This window comes from Quyinboa sediminis, from assembly GCF_042219855.1.
Lineage (GTDB): Bacteria > Bacteroidota > Bacteroidia > Bacteroidales > UBA5342 > JBHJHP01.
Map to the genome: position 1 here is coordinate 192719 of NZ_JBHJHP010000007.1, position 20084 is coordinate 212802.

Below are 20084 nucleotides of genomic sequence, written 5' to 3' on the forward strand. Positions count from 1 at the left end.
TTCCTGATTAAATCATAAATACACCAAAATGCAAATTTTAATAGTTAACCTTGAAAAGGATAAAGAAAGGCGCCAATTTGTGCAACAGCAACTTAGTCAGCTAAACACGCCCTTTAACTTTATAACCGGTGTTTTAGGTTCTTCTTTATCAACTAAAAAATTAGCTACAAACTATAATAACAGAAAGGCCCTAAGGCATCAATGCCGTCCTTTGGGACCCTCAGAAATAGGCTGCGCCTTAAGTCATATAAATATTTACAGGAAAATAGCCAACGAAAATATTTCACTTGCATGCATTTTGGAAGACGATGTTATAATTCCCGAAAACTTTGAGCTTATATTATCTCAAATAGAACAGTTTATTGATCAGAGCCTCCCTCAGGTAATTTTGCTTTCTCCGGCAAAAACCAAACAAAAAGTTCTAGCTAAATTGAATAATAAATTTACAATTGGGAGATACAAAAGCGGGTACTATACTTCTTCATACATACTAAATAATTTAGCTGCCAAAGCATTGTTAAAAGTTCTCTATCCTGTTAATGACGTAGCTGATTGCTGGAAAAGATTACACAAACACAAAATTATTGACATCTATGCAATAAATCCACCCTTGATCATTCAAGATCAGGATAGCTTTGGTTCTTCCACAACATCGGATGTGGAACACTTAAATACCCGACCTTTTTTTACAGTATTAAAATTTAAGTTTTGCAGATTGGTAACTTTAAGCTTTGATTTGGTATTTTCACGCTACAACAGACTTTTCAGGCCTTATGCGAATATTTTAAAAAATCGATAAATATCTTTTACAGACAAACAATTTTCTAAAAAATGAATTCTACTAAATTGTATATTGTAAGGCTGTTTATAAAACTCTTTCCGGAAACCAGGCTTTTTAATACGAAACGTAAGTTGTATAGGTTTACAGGAGCAACCATTGGAACTAACTGCAAAATTTGTTCCAGCGCATTCGTATTAGGATCCGGGAATCTTGAAATAGGCGCAAATACATGGATAGGACATAAATCAACCATTTTATCTGCTTCGGGTTTAAAAATTGGTAAGTCGGTGGACATTGCACCACATGTATTTATTGGCACCGGGACTCATAAAATAGATTTGCAAGGAGAAAGAGTAGCCGGAGAAGGCATAAGTTTACCCATTGAAATTGGAGATGGCTGCTGGATATGCGCCGGTGCGATTATTCTTCCTGGCACAAAACTAGGTGAAAAATGCATTGTAGCTGCCGGGGCAGTAGTAAAAGGAGAATTTGGAGCTTATTCGTTAATTGGTGGCGTACCTGCTAAATTAATACGAAAATTAAAAAATTGTGATCCTCTAAGTAATTAATGATTTACATTTTATTGACGATTGTTACACTTTAAAATGAGAATAGTTTTTTGGGAAAATATTGTGAGTCAGCATAAGTTACCCTATTGGATTGAATTGGCCCGCAACAAAAAAGTGAGTGACTTTATTCTGGTAGTTCAGGAAGACCTGCCTGAGTCGCTTATAAAAAATGGATGGGAGAACACATTGAGCAAAAGCCATGGTCCCAAAATCATTTTCTCTCCTAATATTGAACAAATCAAGCACATATTAGAAAAAGAAATCACAAATAGCTATCACGTTTTCTCCGGCATCCGTGCCTTTCCGATGGTATATAATGCCTTTAATTTAAGCCGGAATTATCCTGTTAAAAGAATTCTGCTCACCGAATCACTCAATATGTATGGGAAAAGAGCTTTAACACGAAGACTGGCTGCTTTATTAATTGAAAGACGCTATTTAAAACATTATGATTTGGTTCTGGGCTCCGGTAGCAATACAAAAACATGGTATCTAGAAAATGGCTTGAAACCATCTTGTTTTTATCCATTTATGTACACGGTAAACACTCCTGAAAGATTGGATGAAAACTTACCCACGGACATTCTTCGTTTTGTATTTGTTGGGCAATTAATTAAACGAAAAGGACTTGATCTTCTCCTTAAGGCATTGGCACAAATATCGCACAAGAACTGGATATTGGATATTTATGGTACAGGAAGTGATGAGAACACATACAAGACCTTAAGCACAAAACTTGATGTAAGTGATAAGGTAAGCTTTAAAGGCGTATTGAAAAATAGTGAACTCCAAAGTTCATTACAAAACTACCATACTTTAGTACTTCCCAGCAGGTTTGATGGCTGGGGCGCTGTGGTAAACGAGGCCATTGCGGCAGGAACCCGGGTGCTATGCAGCGACCATTGTGGAGCATCTGTTTTGTTAATTAACCAACAGATTGGAATGACCTTTAAAAGTGGAAATATTAAAAGTCTTGTAAAAGGATTAAACACTCAGATAGAAGAAATAAACAACTTTGAGAGAAAGACTATTCTTGAGTTTTGTAACAAACTTACAGGGGAAAAAGTGGCTGACTATTTTCTGGATATAATAAAATTTCATTACCATAAAGCGGGATCAAGACCTCTTGCACCCTGGTTAAATAATTCTGAATATGAACATTAGTCACGTCATATCATCCATCGATAAAAATGGTGGTGGAACATCCACCTACCTGCAATTATTGGTAAACCATTTAGATGCTAAATTAAAATCGCAAGTGGTCTGTCTGGAATCTCCTACTCCCTTGCCCCTCAATCCTAAAGTAAGCATCTATAATGTAAAGGGATCATTTCCTCTTATAAAAAAATATTCAAAATATTTTTCAAAGGTATTTGGAAAGTCAGATACAGACATTTTTCACGGTAATGGTCTATGGGAATATCCTGTTCATGCAATGGCACAAGCCGCAAAAAACAGAAACATCCCATATATTATTTCGCCTCATGGCATGTTGGAGCCCTGGGCGATTAATGCCGGAAAATGGAAAAAGAGAATAGCCATGGCACTTTTTCAACATGCCGACCTGACAGGAGCTGCATGTTTACACGCTACAGCAAAATCCGAGGCCAAAAACATTCGCAATTTGGGATATAAGAATCCCATTGCAATTATACCCAACGGAATAGACTTAGGGGATTTTCCTTTACCGGCATTAAAAGAGCAAAAGGAGAAACGTACCTTACTCTTTTTATCGCGCATTCATCCCAAAAAGGGGATAGAAATACTTATTGATGCCTGGGAACAGCTTACACCAGCCTTAAAAAAAGACTGGCAAATTGAAATTGCTGGAAATGGAGAGCAGGAATATATTAATTCTTTGCAGGAAAGAATCGATAGCAAACATTTGGGGGATGAGATAAAGATTATTGGTCCTCAGTTCGATAAGGCCAAATTGGAAACTTATCACCGTGCTGATTTGTTTGTATTGCCTACGTATAGCGAAAATTTTGGGATTGTGGTAGCAGAAGCACTTGCCTGTGGTGTACCTGTAATTACAACAAAAGGCACGCCATGGGAAGAATTAAATTCCCACAATGCCGGCTGGTGGATTGATATTGGACTGGAGCCTTTATTAAAATGTTTTGAAAAGGTACTTTCCTTAGATAACAGGGACTTAAAATTAATAGGAAAGAATGGTCGTAAATTGGTTGAGGAAAATTATTCCATCGGCTCAGTTGCTTATAAAATGTTACAATTGTATAAATGGATAATTGGGAATAACAATAAACCAGATTTTATATTTTAAGTTTTCAAAATGAAAAAAATTGGAATAATAACAATTGTCAAAGTAAATAATTACGGTGCGGAGTTACAAGCCTTTGCATTGCAACAAAAACTTAATGATCTTGGTTATAATGCCGAATTAATTGATTTTTTGTATTATAAACATAAAAATTATGAAAGGACGAGCCTCTCAAAACCTTGGATAAAACTTGGAGTAAAGAAAAAGATTCAGGAATTAATTTATCCCCTAATCATTAAAATTAAAACAATAAAATATCTAAAACCATCAAAGGAAAGAAACAAAAAATTTGATTTATATCACAAAAATCACACACATTTTTCTAACCGTTGTTTTAATTCAATCGATAAATTATTTAAAGAAAAATGGAACTACGACGTATTCATGGTAGGAAGTGATCAGGTTTGGAATCCAACATCATATACCTCACTGGATCCTTATGTTCTAAATTTTGCACCTAAAAATGCAATAACTGTTTCCTATGCTTCCAGTTTTGGAGTAAAATGCTTGCCGCCTGAAACAATATACAGATTTAAAAATAGTTTATCAAAATTTTCAGCAATTGGTGTAAGAGAAATTGATGGTAAAAGAATAATTGAGCAACAGCTAGGTTTAGAGGCAAGAGTTGTTTTGGATCCGACATTATTACTTGATCGTGAAAGATGGTTATTATATGCAAAAGTGCAAAAAATTGAGCCCAACTATTTGTTACTTTATATGCTATCAAAATCTGATATTGCAATAAAACTTGCAGAGAAAATAGCAAAATTAAAAGGTTATAAAATTATTAGAATTTGTAAAGAAGCAGCACCTCCGGATAACTCTAAAAAAATTGAAAATGTGCTTGATGCTGGTCCGGCAGAATTTTTAGGATTGTTTATGAATGCTTCTTTTGTAATAACTAACTCCTTTCATGGAACTGCCTTTTCAGTTAATTTTGAAAGACCATTTTACACTGTCATCAACAATAGGAAAATGAACAACAGCAGACAATTAAGCTTATTGAAATCATTGAAGCTTGAAAACAGGATAATAACTAAACCTTCGGATTTTTCCGAAATCCACGTAACAGATTGTGATTTTACGAAATCCATTGTAAAATTAAATGAACTTAGAAAACAATCTATTAATTTCCTTTTTGAATCAATTAACTAAAAGTAATTATGCTTAATCTAAAAACTATTATAAAAAAATTCATACCCATATTAATTCCAATCATTTTAATTCCAGAGTATTGTTATGATTTTTGGCATTATGTCGTGCACTCAGGGGTATTAAAAACTTCAACTAAGACAAAATTAATTGCAAGAATCACAGAAGAATATCATGTTATTGAAAAAGGACTCACAATGCCAGAAACCAGATTAGGCTTCGGTAGAAATAATTTGCTTTCACTTCTTTCAAACTGTAATGAATTTGTCTCCAAGTATGGTTTTTACGATATACAGCTTAGGCATGCAGCTTCGGTAGTGAATGAATATCTGAAATTTCATGAAGACAACGCCTATAAATTAGATAAAACATTAGTTGAAAAAATTGATATTTTCAGACAGAAAACTCATATCAGAGAAGTTAGTAAACAAATCCAATCAACTCAAAAGGAATACTTTAAACATAATAGAAGTTCATTTGACATCTTTTCTTCTTCACGAAAAAGTTTAAGAAACTATTCTGACAAAGAAGTACCTATTGAGACAATAAATGCAGCAGTAGATTTAAGCAGAAATACACCATCTTCTTGTAACAGACAAGGATCAAGAGTGTACATATATTCTGACAGAGCTTTAGTTAAACAAATACTCAAATTACAAGGAGGAAATAGGGGCTTTGGTCATCTTGCCAAAAAATTAATTGTTGTAACGGCTGAGCTAGGTATTTCTCATGGTGTTTTCGAACGTCATCAGGTGTGGATAGATGGTGGAATGTTTGCAATGAATTTATTGTATTCTCTTCACTTCATGAAAATAGCTGCATGTCCACTAAATTGTAATTTTTCAATTAAGAAAGATAGGGAACTACGAAAATTATGTGGTATTAAAAATTCAGAGGTATTTATCATGATGATAAGTTGCGGAATCCCTCCAGATTCATTTCAAATTGCTTTATCAAAAAGATATCCATTAGAACACTTTTTACATATATATTAAGATGAAAGCTGCAAAATATATTGATAATATTTCTATCCAACAAAAGCTATTAAGTAAAATTTGGATTTTCTTCTCATTCTTTTTTTTCAAACCATTTACTTCTAGATTATTGAATTTCTGGAGGATATGGATGCTAAAAATGTTTGGAGCCAAAATTGGGAAAGGATCAATGGTATATTCTTCAGTAAATATACTTGCTCCGTGGAATTTAACGATGCATAATTACTCAGTTTTAGGTCCTTATGTAGCATTACATCTCGACAAAATTAATATTGGCTCAAAAGTTACAGTTTCCCAAGGTACTTATTTATGTAATGGATCACATGATATCTCATATATTAATAAGCCCTTTATCAGTGCCCCTATAATAATAAAAGACTTTTCTTGGATTGCAGCAGATGCATTCATTGGCCCTGGTGTTACCATTGGAGAAGGAGCCGTTGTTGGAGCACGTGCTGCAGTTTTTAAAGATGTTGAACCCTGGACTGTGGTTGGAGGAAATCCCGCTAAATTTATCAAGAAAAGGATTATTAAAGATAAATTATCATGAAGCAGAATATCTCCGCAATTATTCTAACATATAACGAAGAAATTCATATTGAACGAGCCATTCGTTCCATAAAGTTAATTGCACGGGAAGTATTTGTAATTGATAGTTACTCAACAGATAATACAATTTATATAGCTAAATCATTAGGAGCAAAAGTGTACCAGAATCCATTTTTAAATCAGGCAATACAATTTAATTGGGCCTTAGATAACCTGCCAATTAATAATGAATGGATTTTCAGACTGGATGCCGATGAGTATTTATCTGAAGAATTGATCGATGAAATCAATAGTAAATTGTATCCGCTACCCGAGGACGTCAATGGAATAATAATGCCATTGCGCCGTATATTTCTGGAAAAAGAGATTAAAAGGGGAACAGGAAGAATAGAGTTAATGCGGCTTTTCAAGTATAAAAAGGGAAGATCTGAAGTAAGGAATATGGATGAACATATTGTATTATCAGAAGGGAAAAGTGTAAAATTTAAGCATCCCTTTGCCGACCATAACTTAAATTCTCTAGGGTGGTGGACGCAGAAACACAATGGCTATGCCATTCGTGAGGCCATTGATTTACTGGACCTTGAATTAAACCTGTTAGGAAACAAAAAAGCTATTGGCGAATTAAGCGAGCAGGCGCAAGCCAAACGCAATAAAAAACTAAAATACGCCAAACAACCGCTTTTCTGGCGAGCCTTTGCTTATTTTATCTACCGCTACATTCTTAAGCTGGGTTTTCTTGAGGGCAAAGAAGGATTCTTATGGCACTTTTTACAAGGCTGGTGGTACCGCACCCTGGTGGATGCCAAGCTCTTTGAAATTAAAAAGGTGTGTGGTACTGATCAAATTAAAATCAAAAAATACCTTAAAAAAAAATACAACATTCAATTGGATTAAATGTCTTTATGCTAGCTCATGTTAGACATTAGCTCTATGCATTATTCGCCAAACTTAAAAACAATATCATGCAGCGTACATTATATCTTAGCCTTTTCACTTTTTTTCTAACAATAAACAGCTTTGCCACAAACTACTATATAAGTAGTTCGGGAGGCTCGAATAACAACGATGGCTTATCGCCCGAAACGGCTTGGGAAACGCTAAGTAAAATAAATAGCTATTCGTTTGATGGCGGTGATTCAATACTTTTTAAGCGAGGTGATACATGGGTAGGTGAATCAATAAAAATACCAAGGGACAGTCTTAATTTTTCAGCTTATGGATTTGGCGCTAAACCTGTATTTGATGGAAATAATTCGGTTGATATGCTTGTTAATTTAGGTAACTGGATGGACTATCTAAGTTTTTCTTATATTAAATTCACTGGGGCAACAAGTGGAGCCATAAAAGATCCATGGATTTCGACTACTTCGAATATTATAGTTGACAGTTGTGATTTTATCAACAATTCAGGGGCAGCTATCTATTTAATTAATCGGAAAAATGTGCGCATAAGCAATAATTATTTCACGGACAATAGAAACCCTATTATTTTTGAGTTAAAGTTAGATACCGATCACTTGCCTCCCGGAGAGGGAGCTGGAGATAGCATTTGGATATTTAATAATACCATTTACGATAATGGAGTAACAGGTATTTCTTTATATTCAAACTATAAATGGCATCAAGCCATACGCTATGTTGAAATTTATAACAATGTATCAACTCACAATACTGCAGGTCTTTATATTCAGGGAGTTTATGATTCTAAAATTTACAATAATATTTTCAGTAATAATACCAAAACAAATTTTGAAACTTATGGTGTTGGCTGGGCTTCATCTTCGAGGTGTGAGTTTTACAATAATGTAATTCAAAACAACGGAAATGCCGGAATAGATGTTTTTGGAGACAATGACATTTATTATTATCATTGCGATAGCAATCTGTTTTATAATAACATCTTTTCTGGTCATGCAGATGTATGTGCATTCAGGTTTGGTGGAACTACTGACGGTCATTATGGAAATAAGGTTTACAATAATCTTTTTTATGACAACAAAACGCATATAGTTTCAAATAGTGTGAGCGGGGGTGATCCTGTTACACATTGTAGTAATATTTTTTTCAACAATACTTTATTTAATTCAAGTAGTTATTCCGTAGTTGATGGAACTAAAGGAAAAAATAAGTTTCTAAACAACATTATTTCAGGAAATAAAGGATCATATGCTGTGGACGCATATCACAATGATTCGCTTCAATTGTATAATAACATCATTTATTCTCAAACCCCAACAAATGTTGGGTATGTTGATAGTGCCTTAATGACTTATGAAGATTTTGCAGCAATAACAAATAATACAATTTATGCAGACCCCTTATTTATTGATACACTCTTCAACAATTTCCGCCTTAAGCAAGGCTCTCCGGCTATTAATGCAGGGGCAGATATTGGGCTAACAAGAGATTTTTTCGGAAAAGTACGTGATGGGTTACCGGATATTGGAGCCATTGAGTATGAAACGGCCTATGTTCCACCCGCTAAAGATACCTTTGTTGTGCGCTTTAACCCGGGCTGGAACTATTTCTCTTTCAGGGTGGTTCCGGGCAACATGAATTTTAACTTTGTGTTTGATACCTTAACCAATGATAACCTGGTTAAAATTATGGATCAGGAAGGCAATGCCATCGAATACCTTAGTGACGAAGAAGGCTGGGTCAATAACATTGGTGAACTGTCAGTGACCCAGGGTTATAAAATTAAGGTGGCCAAGACCTGCGATTTTACAACAGTGGGCCTGCCTGTTGAAGGCAATTTAAGCGTAAACCTAAGTGAAGGCTGGAATATTTTGCCCTACAATAAACTTAGCCCACAGGATGCCCTGACCGTTTTAAAAGCGCTGAGAGACAAGGGATGCCTGGTGGAAGTCAGGGATGACGCGGCAAACAGACTTTATTATGATAGCACCAGCGGCTGGGTGAATAACATTGGAAACTTTATTCCCGGCAAAGCGTACGATATTAAGGTAAATAGGGATTGTGAGTTTGTGTTATTGAGGTAGGGGTTTAGGGGCACACAGTTGGTAGGATCAAGAAAGTCATAAGAGTCTAAAAGCCTTAAAAGATTGTAGTTCACAAAGATTGAAATTATTTATTTAGCACAACGTTTTTGTAATTGTCATTATTTTCATTCATCATTACCTTTTGTCAGTAGTTGGGTTTAACATTGCCTATGCCTTTTTTTAGCGATTTAACCGTAGGTTAAAACAATGAGGCTGTAAAAACTATGAAAAAACATCATTAAATAATTAAACTTTAGCTTGAATGAGATTACATGGTAATATCTGGTTAAAGGATATTGGCAGACAATAATATGAGTATTAAAATTACAGTGCTTTAAAATGGTGATGTAGACAAAATTCCGACTCTTCGATATTTGAAAAAATATGTTAATTCAGATATTAAAATAGTCACTAGGGTCTTATTAATAATAAAATCGCAGAAAGAGTTTAATTACTAACCACTAGAAAGATTGTAGAATTATGATTCAACTTTTTTCAATAAACTTAAGTAAAAATAGGTTATACGGACTTGACATTCTAAGGGCTCTTGCAATCCTATTCGTAGTTATTGAACATGGTCAATATATCCTCCCTCCATCACTAAAAACAATACATAACATAATCATTTTCGATGGAGTTTCAATATTTTTTGTTCTAAGTGGCTTTTTAATTGGTGGTATTTTAATAAAACTACTCGATAAAAATAAACCGACTAAAAAATTAATTATAGACTTTTGGATAAGGAGATGGTTCCGTACTTTGCCAAATTATTTTCTGATATTGTTTTTATTAATCGGTTTTAGTTTTGCTTTCGATAGTGAATTTTCAATTTTGCAAACAAAAAGATATTTTATTTTTGCGCAAAATTTATTTCACCCACATCCTCATTTTTTCCCTGAAGCCTGGAGTTTAAGCATAGAAGAATGGTTTTATTTAATAACGCCTATCTGCATTTTTTCTTTAATGCATTTTTTTAATATTAAATCAAAGAATGCGATACTTATTATAGCTATTTCAGTTCTTTTTATGGTTTTATTGTTCAGATTCATAAAATATTCATCAGTCGATATAAAATCACATTATGAATGGGATTTATTATTTAGAAAGCAGGTATTTACAAGATTAGACAGTTTAATGTTTGGTGTTATTAGTGCTTATATTCAATATTACATGAATATCAGATGGTTAAAAAACAAAAAAAAACTATTCATTGCAGGTTTAATAATTTTTATTATAAATAAAACTTTATTTTTACAAAACGTAATAACATATACAGGATTTTACAGTTGTGTTATTTCATTTTCAGTCACTTCAATTGCAACAGCTTTTCTTCTTCCATACTTAAGTGATTTAAAATCTGGGACTGGAATAATATATAAAGGAATTACAACAGTAAGTTTAATTTCATATTCAATGTACTTATTGAATTTATCAGTTATTCAAACTAATATAATTAACAAGATTCCCTGGACTGGTTTAAATGACAATATATACATTATTGTTTTCTTAAAATATAATACTTACTGGATATTAACAATTTTTGGTTCAATTCTTATTTATAAGTTCTTTGAAGTACCTACAACAAGACTTCGAGAAAATAATAGAGTTAAAAGACTATTGGTACAAATTAATGGATCTATCTAATTATAAGGAATCAAAACCAAAGCATTTAAAACGGCTGCTTTGGTATGTAATAAACGCAACAGTATTCAGGATGATGATTGGAACGACATTAAGGTATCCAAGAAATATTATACTGAAGATGTTTGGTTCAAAAATACCAATTCGTTCTTTGGTTTATCCATCTGCTAAAATATTTGCGCCCTGGAATTTAGAAATGGGGAAAGCAAGTTGTGTAGGTCCACACACGCAAATATATAACAAAGCGAAAGTAATTATTAAAGATAATTGTGTGATCTCACAAGGAGCATTTTTATGTACAGCATCGCATGATATTTCAAAACAGTCTCATGCATTGATTACACGTCCAATTACTATTGAAAATAATGTTTGGGTAGCTGCCGATGCATTTATAGGCCCTGGTGTAACCGTTGGAGAGGGTGCCGTAGTTGGTGCAAGAGCCGTTGTGTTTAAAAATGTAGATCCTTGGACTGTTGTTGCTGGCAATCCTGCAAAATTTATAAAATCAAGAAAAATAAGTAATAAGTCATAAAGTCACAAGGCGTGAAGGGTCAGAAAGTCGGGAATATATGAAATGGATAAATTTAAAGTGATTACTTCGTCGTAAAAAATACCCCACTTTAGTTTGTAAGTCCAAACGCACACCTCGTAATGACGTATACTATTGCACGTTATTGTTTTACCGGTTAATCGTCATTGCGAGCGGAATGAAATGTAGCGAAGCAATCCCATACTTAAGGATACATAACCAATGGAATAAGATTACGTCGGCATTAAAACATATTAGAATCAATTTGTAGATCCTTACATATGCCTCGTAATGACGGATACTATTGTACGTTATTGTTTACCGGGTTAATCGTCATTGCGAGCGGAATAAAATGTAGCGAAGCAATCCCATATTTAAGGACACCTAACCAATTGAATAAGATTACTTCGTCGTAAAACAACAATAACATAAGTTAAAAGCATTCAGGCTCACTTCGACCAGGCTCAGTGCATCGCCTGGTAATGACGAAAGACAAACATTTAAGACCAATGCAATATAAAGTCGGTAGCTAAAAAACTGTCCCCTCCACATGAACATCCTTTTTCTTACTGGGGTTTTCCCCGGCTACGGTGGTGTTGAAAGTGTGACCAGGGTGCTTGCCAATGAATTTACGGGTAAAGGGCATCACGTCTGGATTGCATCCTTTGAACAGGAAACCGTGGACGCGCATTTTAAACTGGACGCATCCGTCAGATTGATCGCCTTATCATATCCGGTCTGGAGATCCCGGAATACCAAACTGCTTTCATCGCTGATCGACACAAAGGCCATGGATATCATTATTAACCAGTGGTGTCTGCCATATTACGTGACCACCTTATGTAAAAACGCTATTGGAAGTAAACCGTGTAAGCTGATTTCAGTGCTTCACAATACACCGGATAAAAATGCGAGGATAGCATCCATTGAAGCGGCCATGCAATCATCAAAGCAAAACAGTATAAAAAACAGGGCCTATTATCCTGCAAAGCGCTGGTTAACCCGGGCTTTCATTCAATGGAGCATGCGTGATGTGTATCGCCGGAGCGACCGGTACGTGCTGCTTTCAGAGAGTTTTAAATCATCGTTTAAAGCATTTACAGGTATAAAAAATCCGGAAAAACTATCCTTCATCCCCAACCTCAACACACTGACGCCATCAGGCAAAACAACGATAGAAAAAGAAAACCTGATCCTCTATGTCGGCCGGCTGGATTTTTATCAGAAACGGGTTCACCGGATTATTGAATTGTGGGAGGACATCTATAATGATTATCCTGACTGGCGGTTAAGCATCACAGGGGATGGCAATGAGAAAGCAGACCTGCAGCACTATGTTGAAAACAGACAGATAAAACGTGTGGAATTTACAGGCAACCGGAATCCTTCACCGTACTACGAAAAGGCTAAACTTCTTCTCTTAACCTCCGAATTTGAAGGCTTTGGTCTGGTAATCACCGAGGGTATGAGTTTTGGAGTGGTCCCGGTGGTTTATGGCAGTTACTCCGCTGTATACGATATTATTGAACATCAACAGGATGGTGTTATTATTCCGAAACCCTATAACAAAGAAACAGCAAAAAAACTGGTAACAGGCCTGATGAATGATACCAAACAACTGGACCGCGTAGCAGCAAAAGCCAGGCAAAAAGTTAAGGTATTCGACCGGTCAACCATCATCTCTCACTGGGAGCATTTGTTTACAGCTCTCCATAATTCAACCATTGATCAATAGATCATTTATAAAACCACAGAAATCATTTAAATCTTTAGTGACATGAAACGAGAAAAGTTCATTACAACAATCAGAAATATGATTGTTCCGGCAGGAATGCTTGTCTATTTGACGCTCCTGCTTGCATGCGAGACGCAATCCAAGGAAATCGTTCCCGTTGAACGGGGGACAGAAACATCTTCGGTTTTAGATAGCCTGGATATCTCCCCTGAGTTCACATGGAAGACTACAAAAGTCGTCAGTTTCTCATTTGACGCAGTTTCCTACAATCCCGGGTTCTATTCTAAAATCGCCATCCGGAATGAAGACGGGGATGAGATTTTATCCGGTGGCGCCGGCAACAACATTATGTTTGTGGATAAACTGAGTATTGCCTCCGGTCAAACCTCACTCAGCGTGATGTGTACGTTCCCTTCAGGCAACCGGATGGAAAAAACATTTACCATTTCTGATGCAGAAATAGCCTTTACCTTTAATGAAAATGCCATTGAAAGTAAAAGCATAACAATGCAGATAACCGATTCAGATGGTGACGGTGTGCCGGATGATCTGGACGACTACCCTAATAATAAAAATGGGGCTTATACCTCGTTCAGTCCGGATGGAAAAAGTTATGGAACCCTGCTTTTTGAAGATAACTGGCCGGTTAAAGGTGACTATGACTTCAACGATCTGGTAATGCGGGTGGGTGTGATTTATGTCACGAAAGGCAATAATAAGGTATTCTTCATGAAGCTTCTGTTAAGAGTGAAAGCTGCCGGTGCCGGTTACGACAATGGTTTTGGTGTCTGGCTGCCAGAAATTTCAAAGGATGATCTGAGTGGGGCTACCGTAAAAAAAATTGTATATGAGCCTAAAGCCATCGTTGAATGTCCCGATGGCGACTGGAGTTATGTATTACCGGAAGTGCCCAATCCTGATAACCTGCCTGTAGAAGAAGGTCAGGGTGATAAAGTAGTTGTAATGGCTATAGATAATATAGACGATGTGATCATACAGGAGGATCCGGCGGGTGACTGGGCCTTTAATACAAAGCGTGACGGGAATAACGGTATTGGGAAACGGGTTGAACTGAATTTCTGGTTTAAAGATCTGACAAGCATCCAGGTGAACAGCTTAAACTGCGAGTCCATGAACTTTTTCATGACCAAAAACCAGGACCGGACCACTGAAATCCACCTGAGAAACCAGGCCCCAACGGATAAGATGAATTCAAGCCTGTTCGGTACCCGGGATGATTATTCTGTTCCGTCAGAGGATACCTACTACATCACCAGCAGTAACCTGCCATGGGCCATATATGTGGGGGCAGACATCACCTGGCCACTGGAATATATCAATGTATTACAGGCTTTTCCTGAGTTTGAAGGTTGGGCTACATCCGGCGGAACCAGCAATACAGACTGGTATGAACATCCTGAAAGCAGTAAAGTCTGGTAAACCGGAATAATTATAATGCTCCATCCTCCTCTGTTTAAGTTGTGGATGGAGCTCCTTATCCTGCTTCCGAAAAACGCCATAAAATTCTCATATCACAAAATATAAGAGGGGTAAAGCGCATTCTTAACATGCAATGTTATCATACTCTCATTTGAATTCATTAAAATTTTAAATTATGAAATTTTCAATCATTACAGCGACCTATAACTGCATGGATACAGTTAAAGATTGCCTGCATTCGGTATACAGTCAAAGTCATCCCAGAGTGGAACATATTATTATAGACGGTGCATCCAGTGACAGTACACTGGATTTAATCCGCAGGCAACCTACCCGGGCATCCAGGGTTATCTCTGAACCGGATAGAGGCATATATGATGCACTGAATAAAGGTATTCGTCATGCCACAGGGAATGTTATCGGTTTTCTGCACGCTGATGATGAATTATGGGATGAGAAAACCCTTGAACAGATCAATCAAACCTTTAAATTAAGTGGCGCAGACGTCATATATGGTGGCCTGGTTTATGTTTCAAAAGATCAGGAAAAACGCATCATCCGCACGTGGAAGAGTGAACCCTTTCATCCGGGCAAGTTACAGCGTGGCTGGATGCCGGCCCATCCCACCGTATTTATGAAGCGCGAAGTGTATGATAAACACGGCCAGTTTAACCTGGACTATAAGATATCGGCAGATTATGAATTTATCCTGCGCGTGTTTAAAGACACCTCCCTTAAAATCGTCAATGTACCCAATATCATTACTAAAATGCGGATAGGCGGAACCAGCAATAACGGCCTTAGAAACATAATACGTAAATCTTCCGAAGACTTTAGAGCTATGCGCAGCAATAAACTGCCTTTTCCAGTATTTGTATTGTTGTCGAAGAATATATCAAAAATTCCCCAGTTTTTCATTTAATAGTCAGGGTATTCCTGAAACTTCAGATTCTACAATTGAACCGAACTGAATTATCCTGTCAGTTTATATTAAAATAGTGGGTCGTTACATCATTTTGAGTAATTCACGCTTTCCAAAGCTGAATCTTCAGTTCTGAACCTTAGATCCGGTTTAACCGTGATCAATTCTCTCATTGATTATTTAGACATTCAGCGTCTGAAAAACCAAAATCTCTTTTAAAACCAAAAAACAGACATATTATGATTTGGAACAAACTTTTTGGTGACAGAAATGTCACCAAAGCGTCAGTAGAAACACCGGTTGGTATGGTAAAAACAGAATTTGCAGATGCCATTTATGTCAATGCTGATGAAGAACCACAACAGGCCTTTGTTTATATTCCACCGGATGAGGAAGTAAAAAGTGAATACAGCTATATCTTTGAACTGAAAAGAGCACTTAGAAGCAGGCTTTCAAAAACAATGTTCGATAAGGTTTTTTCAATCCTGATACTGATTGGTAGTTTTCCTGTTTTTGTAATTCTCTACCTCTTTAATCTGATAGAGGGTCTTCTTATTCCGGAAAACCGGGGGCCCCTGATTTTTTATTACAATGCCATTAGCCGTGGAAAGGTATTCCGGAAATACAAAATCAGACTCATCAAGCAGAAATACATCGATAAGGAACTTCAGGCCAAAGGCGACTGGCATGCATTTCAAAACGAGTGGATGCCGGAAGCCCGTACCTATCTCGGCCGCTTTGTCAAAAAATTTTATCTTGATGAGCTCCCCCAGTTTTTCTGTGTCCTTAAAGGGGATATGTCCATCATTGGTCCGCGCCCACTGGCGGTACACCATTATGAGCGGGATCTGGAACAGGGCAATGTGACCAGGGCCCTGATAAAAGGAGGCCTTCTGGGCATGGGACATATTAATAAAGGAACACCTGAGATGGGTAAACCCGTGTATGAATACAAATACATTGATAACTACATCTTTAGCTCGCCGGTCAAATTGTTATTTATTGATATCTCTATTATTTTAAAAGGTATAAAGGTCATGTTAAAAGCTAAAGGATTATGAATTAACAAACCCGGAAAAAACTACATTAAATTATCTGTTTGATCATCACTAATATTTCAGACGATAACATCTTATAAGGCGTAAAGCCTATTTTAGCGGAAAGAATTCGATTTACAAAGCAAAATATGATTGCGGCTAAAGAAGCAACTAAAGATAAGAGCTCCGAATGAAAATAGTAATTATGCAGTTGACCACTATAAAGTCCCTGTTAAACAGACCAGATGTGTCTTTGAGGATTTTATAACCCTACATATATGCCAGACAAACTTCCGGGATAGCATTAAAACCTGTCACTGCGTTGTTGGGAAATCTCTAAAAATAATTTACTACGATAAGATGAAAAGAATACTATCTTTTATGTTTACCATGTTTACACTAACCTTCATTTCCTGCGCCAAGGCACAAAACGATCAAAGCGAACTTAATCCAATGGAATTATTTAATGATACAGATGCACCGGTTGAACTTGTACATAAGGGCCTGACCTTTCAGAGTCCCTGGGGATACAACAAACCAGAAAATGCATCACGGCTTTATCCACTGCTGGTTTCCGGCAAATGGGGTGAAGGAGAAAAATATTATACGGAAGTTGCACGGGATTTCCCTGCTTTTGTTATTGACTACCAGAAAACAACAGATGCAGATGGTCAAGCCCTGGCGTACTGGATTAAAAGCGCCATAGATTCAGGCTATCGAATTGATCTGAACCGCATATATTTAACCGGATTTTCCTGGGGAGGATCCGGTTCGTACCCACTGGCAAAAGGAATGTTCGCTGAAAACATGTACTTCGCAGCCATAATACGTATAGCCGGACAAAGCCAGCCTGACCTGGGAAACGACATCGCCAAATATACTGCAGTATGGTATCACATCGGCCTGTCCGATATAAAATCGCGGGTAACTGTTGCACGAAAGGCATTAGAATACATGCGCAACTATGCATGCAACGACAATGCCACCGAAACAAAACTTTTAGACAGCTTAACGGGATTTGAAAGAAACACGCTAACACTTAACCGTGCCGGTCTTCCTGTGTTCAAATACAGTGAATATTCAGATATGGGTCATACTGCAGTGCCCTGTTATAAAGATGATAAACTTTTCAAATGGCTCTTTAGCCATTCTTTGAAATATAGTAAAGTTACCAAAGATATTAATGAATAATTTCAAGCTGTAACCAACTAAAGTCTCCAATTCAATTCTGAAGATAATGTTCAAAACCATTCCCTCCCTACTGATAATCCTGCTTTATGGAACCACTTTATTTAGTCAGCCCCATGATTTTGTTAAAGCGGATTTAAAGTACATTGAAACAGGAAATATCCGTTTGCACCATAAAATTATTCCGCTTTCTGACCCGGTATATCAATTCCTGGACTACCTGGAAACAGGCAAACATGTAAACCTTCTCCCCATGTCAAAACCGTATACGCGGATTACTGTTGTCAGACTACTTTCTGACGCATTACAAGCTGGAAGATTGACAGCAAAAGAACAATCACTGGTGCAAACATATCTGGAAGATCTGACCCACGGTTCCAACAGCATACGTATCTATCAGACCGAAAACAAGGACCGGTATGCTGTGTTGGGATTTAGTGCCCGTACCGAAATAGGGACAGGAATTGGTCAAGAAGGGACCTGGCAAACCAACCTGATCGCGGAACCGTTTGTCAGCGGAGATTTCGGCCAGCATATCTCCTTTTCTTTTAGCGGTGGTCCGGCTTTTGAACATTTAGCGCCGGATTACTTTGAAGGGTCATATACAAAAGACGGAGACGTTTATTTTCCTTATGATAATGTAGGATATGCCGCTTTGCCTTACCAGTTTGATTACATCACCATGTGGTCACATGTCAATGTGCCTGATTTTAAAGAGACCTCGCCTATCCATGAGAATCTTACGGCAGCCCTTATCTACCATACAGAACTCAACATGTCATGGTTTAACAACACCCTTCAGATCAATATTCACAACAGGAGACGCGCCTGGGGTTTTGATCAGCAAAACCTTGTACTTTCATCAACAGCACGCAGTTTTCCCGGAATTGAATTCAAAATTGAGCCAGTCCCCTGGTTGCGTTACTCCTACCTTACAGGCTCGCTGTTTTCATATGAATCACAAAGTAATACACTTGAAAACATTTACGGTTATGATATTGGGCAGGTACAAAAAAATTTCACAAATCATTTGCTGGAACTCATCCTGTGGAAAAACACCACCCTGGCAGCCGGTGGCAGCAATATCTGGTCCAAACGGTTTGAAATGGCCTACCTGGTCCCTTTCATGGTTCCCCATCTGGCACAGATTGAAGTGGGCGATCACGATAACCTGACCCTTTATTTTGATGCTGCTGTGAGGCTGTCCAACATGGGAAAACTATGGGGAGAGTTTTTTGTGGATGAATTTGGATGGGAAGGTAATGGCCGATTATTTCTACGTCCCCGTAACCGTTACGGGTGGCAGTTGGGCTGGCAGACTAATCTGTTATCTCATATAATCCCTTTTACCACTGCAAAACTAAGATACACACGTCTGACACCTTATGTTTATACCCATTACCCGGAAACGGACTTTAATCCCTTCGGTAACGATCGTCCTCTGGATATGACCTACACACACGATGGAAGTAACCTTGGTTTTTATCTGCCTCCCAATTCGGCCGAATGGAACCTGAACCTGACCAATTTTGCATTCAGGGACCTGGTTTTATCCTGGGACACCAGGTATATCAGACACGGCACCAACGATCTGTCTAATATGGAAGATAACCTTAACTTTGGCGATGTTTACCGCTATCAACGCCATAATGTTCTGGAATACCCGGAAATGAATTTAGGAAAGGACGGCATATATGATTATTCGGTAACAACAAAAATTGCGTTTGATTTTAAAGTTGCACGCCACATTAAGTTTATCAATTTTTATCATATAGTGGGCAGTATAGGATATGGAACATCCTGGTGGAAAAGCAACAACAGCGGCATAAGGGCTCCGAAAAGCAAACATATACTGACAAGCAGCATTGGTGTGGTGGTGGATATGTAGTATTTTCGTGACGAGTGAATGGCTATATGCACAGGTAAAATTTAAAGAATAGTGGATAATGAAAATTTTTCTATATGCTCATCAACTTTTTGTAACCGGTAAACTTTAAGCGGGAATTTGATTTTTTCAAAGATTCTTCCTGAATGTCCGTTCAGCCATTCGTTATAACCATCCAGACCTTAGTATCAGAAGTAGCAAACTCATACTCCAATGAACACACCTCAATTGGTTGAGATTACTTCTCCCGACGTAAACGTCGGGATCATAATGACGTATACTATTGCACGGCATTGTTTACACGGTCAATCGTCATTGCGAATGGAATGACGAACACAGTTTTCCGTCACATAGAGGAGTTATAGCTTCAAA

17 protein-coding genes are annotated in these 20084 nt (G+C 37.1%); all 17 read left to right on the forward strand.

Annotated elements, in window-relative coordinates:
* Nucleotides 1-28: 28 nt before the first annotated feature.
* Complete coding sequence (locus tag ACE1EF_RS16325) at nt 29-799, forward strand: glycosyltransferase family 25 protein (RefSeq protein ID WP_375721761.1); 771 nt, start codon at nt 29-31, stop codon at nt 797-799.
* A 32-nt stretch (nt 800-831) separates the two neighbouring features.
* The gene (locus ACE1EF_RS16330) at nt 832-1350 is read left to right on the forward strand and encodes an acyltransferase (protein ID WP_375721762.1); all 519 of its coding nucleotides are present in this window, start codon (nt 832-834) and stop codon (nt 1348-1350) included.
* A 36-nt stretch (nt 1351-1386) separates the two neighbouring features.
* A complete protein-coding gene (locus ACE1EF_RS16335; RefSeq protein WP_375721763.1) occupies nt 1387-2514 on the forward strand; it encodes a glycosyltransferase in 1128 nt (375 codons plus the stop codon).
* Nucleotides 2504-3637, forward strand: coding sequence for a glycosyltransferase (locus tag ACE1EF_RS16340; protein ID WP_375721764.1), 1134 nt, complete (start codon nt 2504-2506; stop codon nt 3635-3637). The genes ACE1EF_RS16335 and ACE1EF_RS16340 overlap by 11 nt, the downstream gene beginning before the upstream one ends.
* Nucleotides 3638-3646: 9 nt before the next feature.
* Nucleotides 3647-4789, forward strand: a complete 1143-nt coding sequence (locus ACE1EF_RS16345; protein WP_375721765.1) for a polysaccharide pyruvyl transferase family protein — start codon at nt 3647-3649, stop codon at nt 4787-4789.
* 8 nt (nt 4790-4797) lie between these two features.
* The gene (locus ACE1EF_RS16350) at nt 4798-5781 is read left to right on the forward strand and encodes a nitroreductase family protein (protein ID WP_375721766.1); all 984 of its coding nucleotides are present in this window, start codon (nt 4798-4800) and stop codon (nt 5779-5781) included.
* Nucleotide 5782: 1 nt separating this feature from the next.
* The gene (locus tag ACE1EF_RS16355) at nt 5783-6331 is read left to right on the forward strand and encodes an LbetaH domain-containing protein (protein ID WP_375721767.1); all 549 of its coding nucleotides are present in this window, start codon (nt 5783-5785) and stop codon (nt 6329-6331) included.
* On the forward strand, nt 6328-7227 hold the full coding sequence (locus ACE1EF_RS16360) for a glycosyltransferase family 2 protein (RefSeq protein WP_375721768.1): 900 nt from the start codon (nt 6328-6330) through the stop codon (nt 7225-7227). Before ACE1EF_RS16355 ends, ACE1EF_RS16360 begins: the two co-directional genes overlap by 4 nt.
* 68 nt (nt 7228-7295) lie before the next feature.
* Nucleotides 7296-9335, forward strand: coding sequence for a right-handed parallel beta-helix repeat-containing protein (locus ACE1EF_RS16365; protein ID WP_375721769.1), 2040 nt, complete (start codon nt 7296-7298; stop codon nt 9333-9335).
* Nucleotides 9336-9815: 480 nt separating this feature from the next.
* Nucleotides 9816-10979, forward strand: a complete 1164-nt coding sequence (locus tag ACE1EF_RS16370; protein ID WP_375721770.1) for an acyltransferase family protein — start codon at nt 9816-9818, stop codon at nt 10977-10979.
* Between the two features lie 70 nt (nt 10980-11049).
* Nucleotides 11050-11508 (forward strand): putative colanic acid biosynthesis acetyltransferase, encoded by a 459-nt coding sequence (locus tag ACE1EF_RS16375; RefSeq protein WP_375721771.1) that lies wholly within the window; start codon nt 11050-11052, stop codon nt 11506-11508.
* A gap of 547 nt (nt 11509-12055) precedes the next feature.
* On the forward strand, nt 12056-13240 hold the full coding sequence (locus tag ACE1EF_RS16380) for a glycosyltransferase (protein WP_375721772.1): 1185 nt from the start codon (nt 12056-12058) through the stop codon (nt 13238-13240).
* A gap of 42 nt (nt 13241-13282) precedes the next feature.
* Nucleotides 13283-14680: an LruC domain-containing protein gene (locus ACE1EF_RS16385; RefSeq protein ID WP_375721773.1), complete on the forward strand. Its 1398-nt coding sequence runs from the start codon at nt 13283-13285 to the stop codon at nt 14678-14680.
* Between the two features lie 175 nt (nt 14681-14855).
* Nucleotides 14856-15602: a glycosyltransferase family 2 protein gene (locus ACE1EF_RS16390; protein WP_375721774.1), complete on the forward strand. Its 747-nt coding sequence runs from the start codon at nt 14856-14858 to the stop codon at nt 15600-15602.
* A gap of 239 nt (nt 15603-15841) precedes the next feature.
* Nucleotides 15842-16663: a sugar transferase gene (locus ACE1EF_RS16395; RefSeq protein ID WP_375721775.1), complete on the forward strand. Its 822-nt coding sequence runs from the start codon at nt 15842-15844 to the stop codon at nt 16661-16663.
* A gap of 336 nt (nt 16664-16999) precedes the next feature.
* On the forward strand, nt 17000-17830 hold the full coding sequence (locus ACE1EF_RS16400; RefSeq protein ID WP_375721776.1) for a hypothetical protein: 831 nt from the start codon (nt 17000-17002) through the stop codon (nt 17828-17830).
* A 46-nt stretch (nt 17831-17876) separates the two neighbouring features.
* Nucleotides 17877-19715 carry a hypothetical protein gene (locus ACE1EF_RS16405; protein WP_375721777.1) on the forward strand — a complete coding sequence of 613 codons (1839 nt, stop codon included), beginning with the start codon at nt 17877-17879 and terminating at the stop codon, nt 19713-19715.
* The last annotated feature ends 369 nt before the right edge of the window (nt 19716-20084 follow it).

Coding starts and splice junctions, on each gene's coding strand:
- ACE1EF_RS16400 (WP_375721776.1), top strand. CDS start 17,000: ATGAAAAGAATACTATCTTTTATGTTTACCATGTTTACACTAACCTTC.
- ACE1EF_RS16325 (WP_375721761.1), top strand. CDS start 29: ATGCAAATTTTAATAGTTAACCTTGAAAAGGATAAAGAAAGGCGCCAA.
- ACE1EF_RS16375 (WP_375721771.1), top strand. CDS start 11,050: ATGATGATTGGAACGACATTAAGGTATCCAAGAAATATTATACTGAAG.
- ACE1EF_RS16355 (WP_375721767.1), top strand. CDS start 5,783: ATGAAAGCTGCAAAATATATTGATAATATTTCTATCCAACAAAAGCTA.
- ACE1EF_RS16380 (WP_375721772.1), top strand. CDS start 12,056: ATGAACATCCTTTTTCTTACTGGGGTTTTCCCCGGCTACGGTGGTGTT.
- ACE1EF_RS16360 (WP_375721768.1), top strand. CDS start 6,328: ATGAAGCAGAATATCTCCGCAATTATTCTAACATATAACGAAGAAATT.
- ACE1EF_RS16350 (WP_375721766.1), top strand. CDS start 4,798: ATGCTTAATCTAAAAACTATTATAAAAAAATTCATACCCATATTAATT.
- ACE1EF_RS16335 (WP_375721763.1), top strand. CDS start 1,387: ATGAGAATAGTTTTTTGGGAAAATATTGTGAGTCAGCATAAGTTACCC.
- ACE1EF_RS16405 (WP_375721777.1), top strand. CDS start 17,877: ATGTTCAAAACCATTCCCTCCCTACTGATAATCCTGCTTTATGGAACC.
- ACE1EF_RS16390 (WP_375721774.1), top strand. CDS start 14,856: ATGAAATTTTCAATCATTACAGCGACCTATAACTGCATGGATACAGTT.
- ACE1EF_RS16340 (WP_375721764.1), top strand. CDS start 2,504: ATGAACATTAGTCACGTCATATCATCCATCGATAAAAATGGTGGTGGA.
- ACE1EF_RS16370 (WP_375721770.1), top strand. CDS start 9,816: ATGATTCAACTTTTTTCAATAAACTTAAGTAAAAATAGGTTATACGGA.
- ACE1EF_RS16330 (WP_375721762.1), top strand. CDS start 832: ATGAATTCTACTAAATTGTATATTGTAAGGCTGTTTATAAAACTCTTT.
- ACE1EF_RS16395 (WP_375721775.1), top strand. CDS start 15,842: ATGATTTGGAACAAACTTTTTGGTGACAGAAATGTCACCAAAGCGTCA.
- ACE1EF_RS16345 (WP_375721765.1), top strand. CDS start 3,647: ATGAAAAAAATTGGAATAATAACAATTGTCAAAGTAAATAATTACGGT.
- ACE1EF_RS16365 (WP_375721769.1), top strand. CDS start 7,296: ATGCAGCGTACATTATATCTTAGCCTTTTCACTTTTTTTCTAACAATA.
- ACE1EF_RS16385 (WP_375721773.1), top strand. CDS start 13,283: ATGAAACGAGAAAAGTTCATTACAACAATCAGAAATATGATTGTTCCG.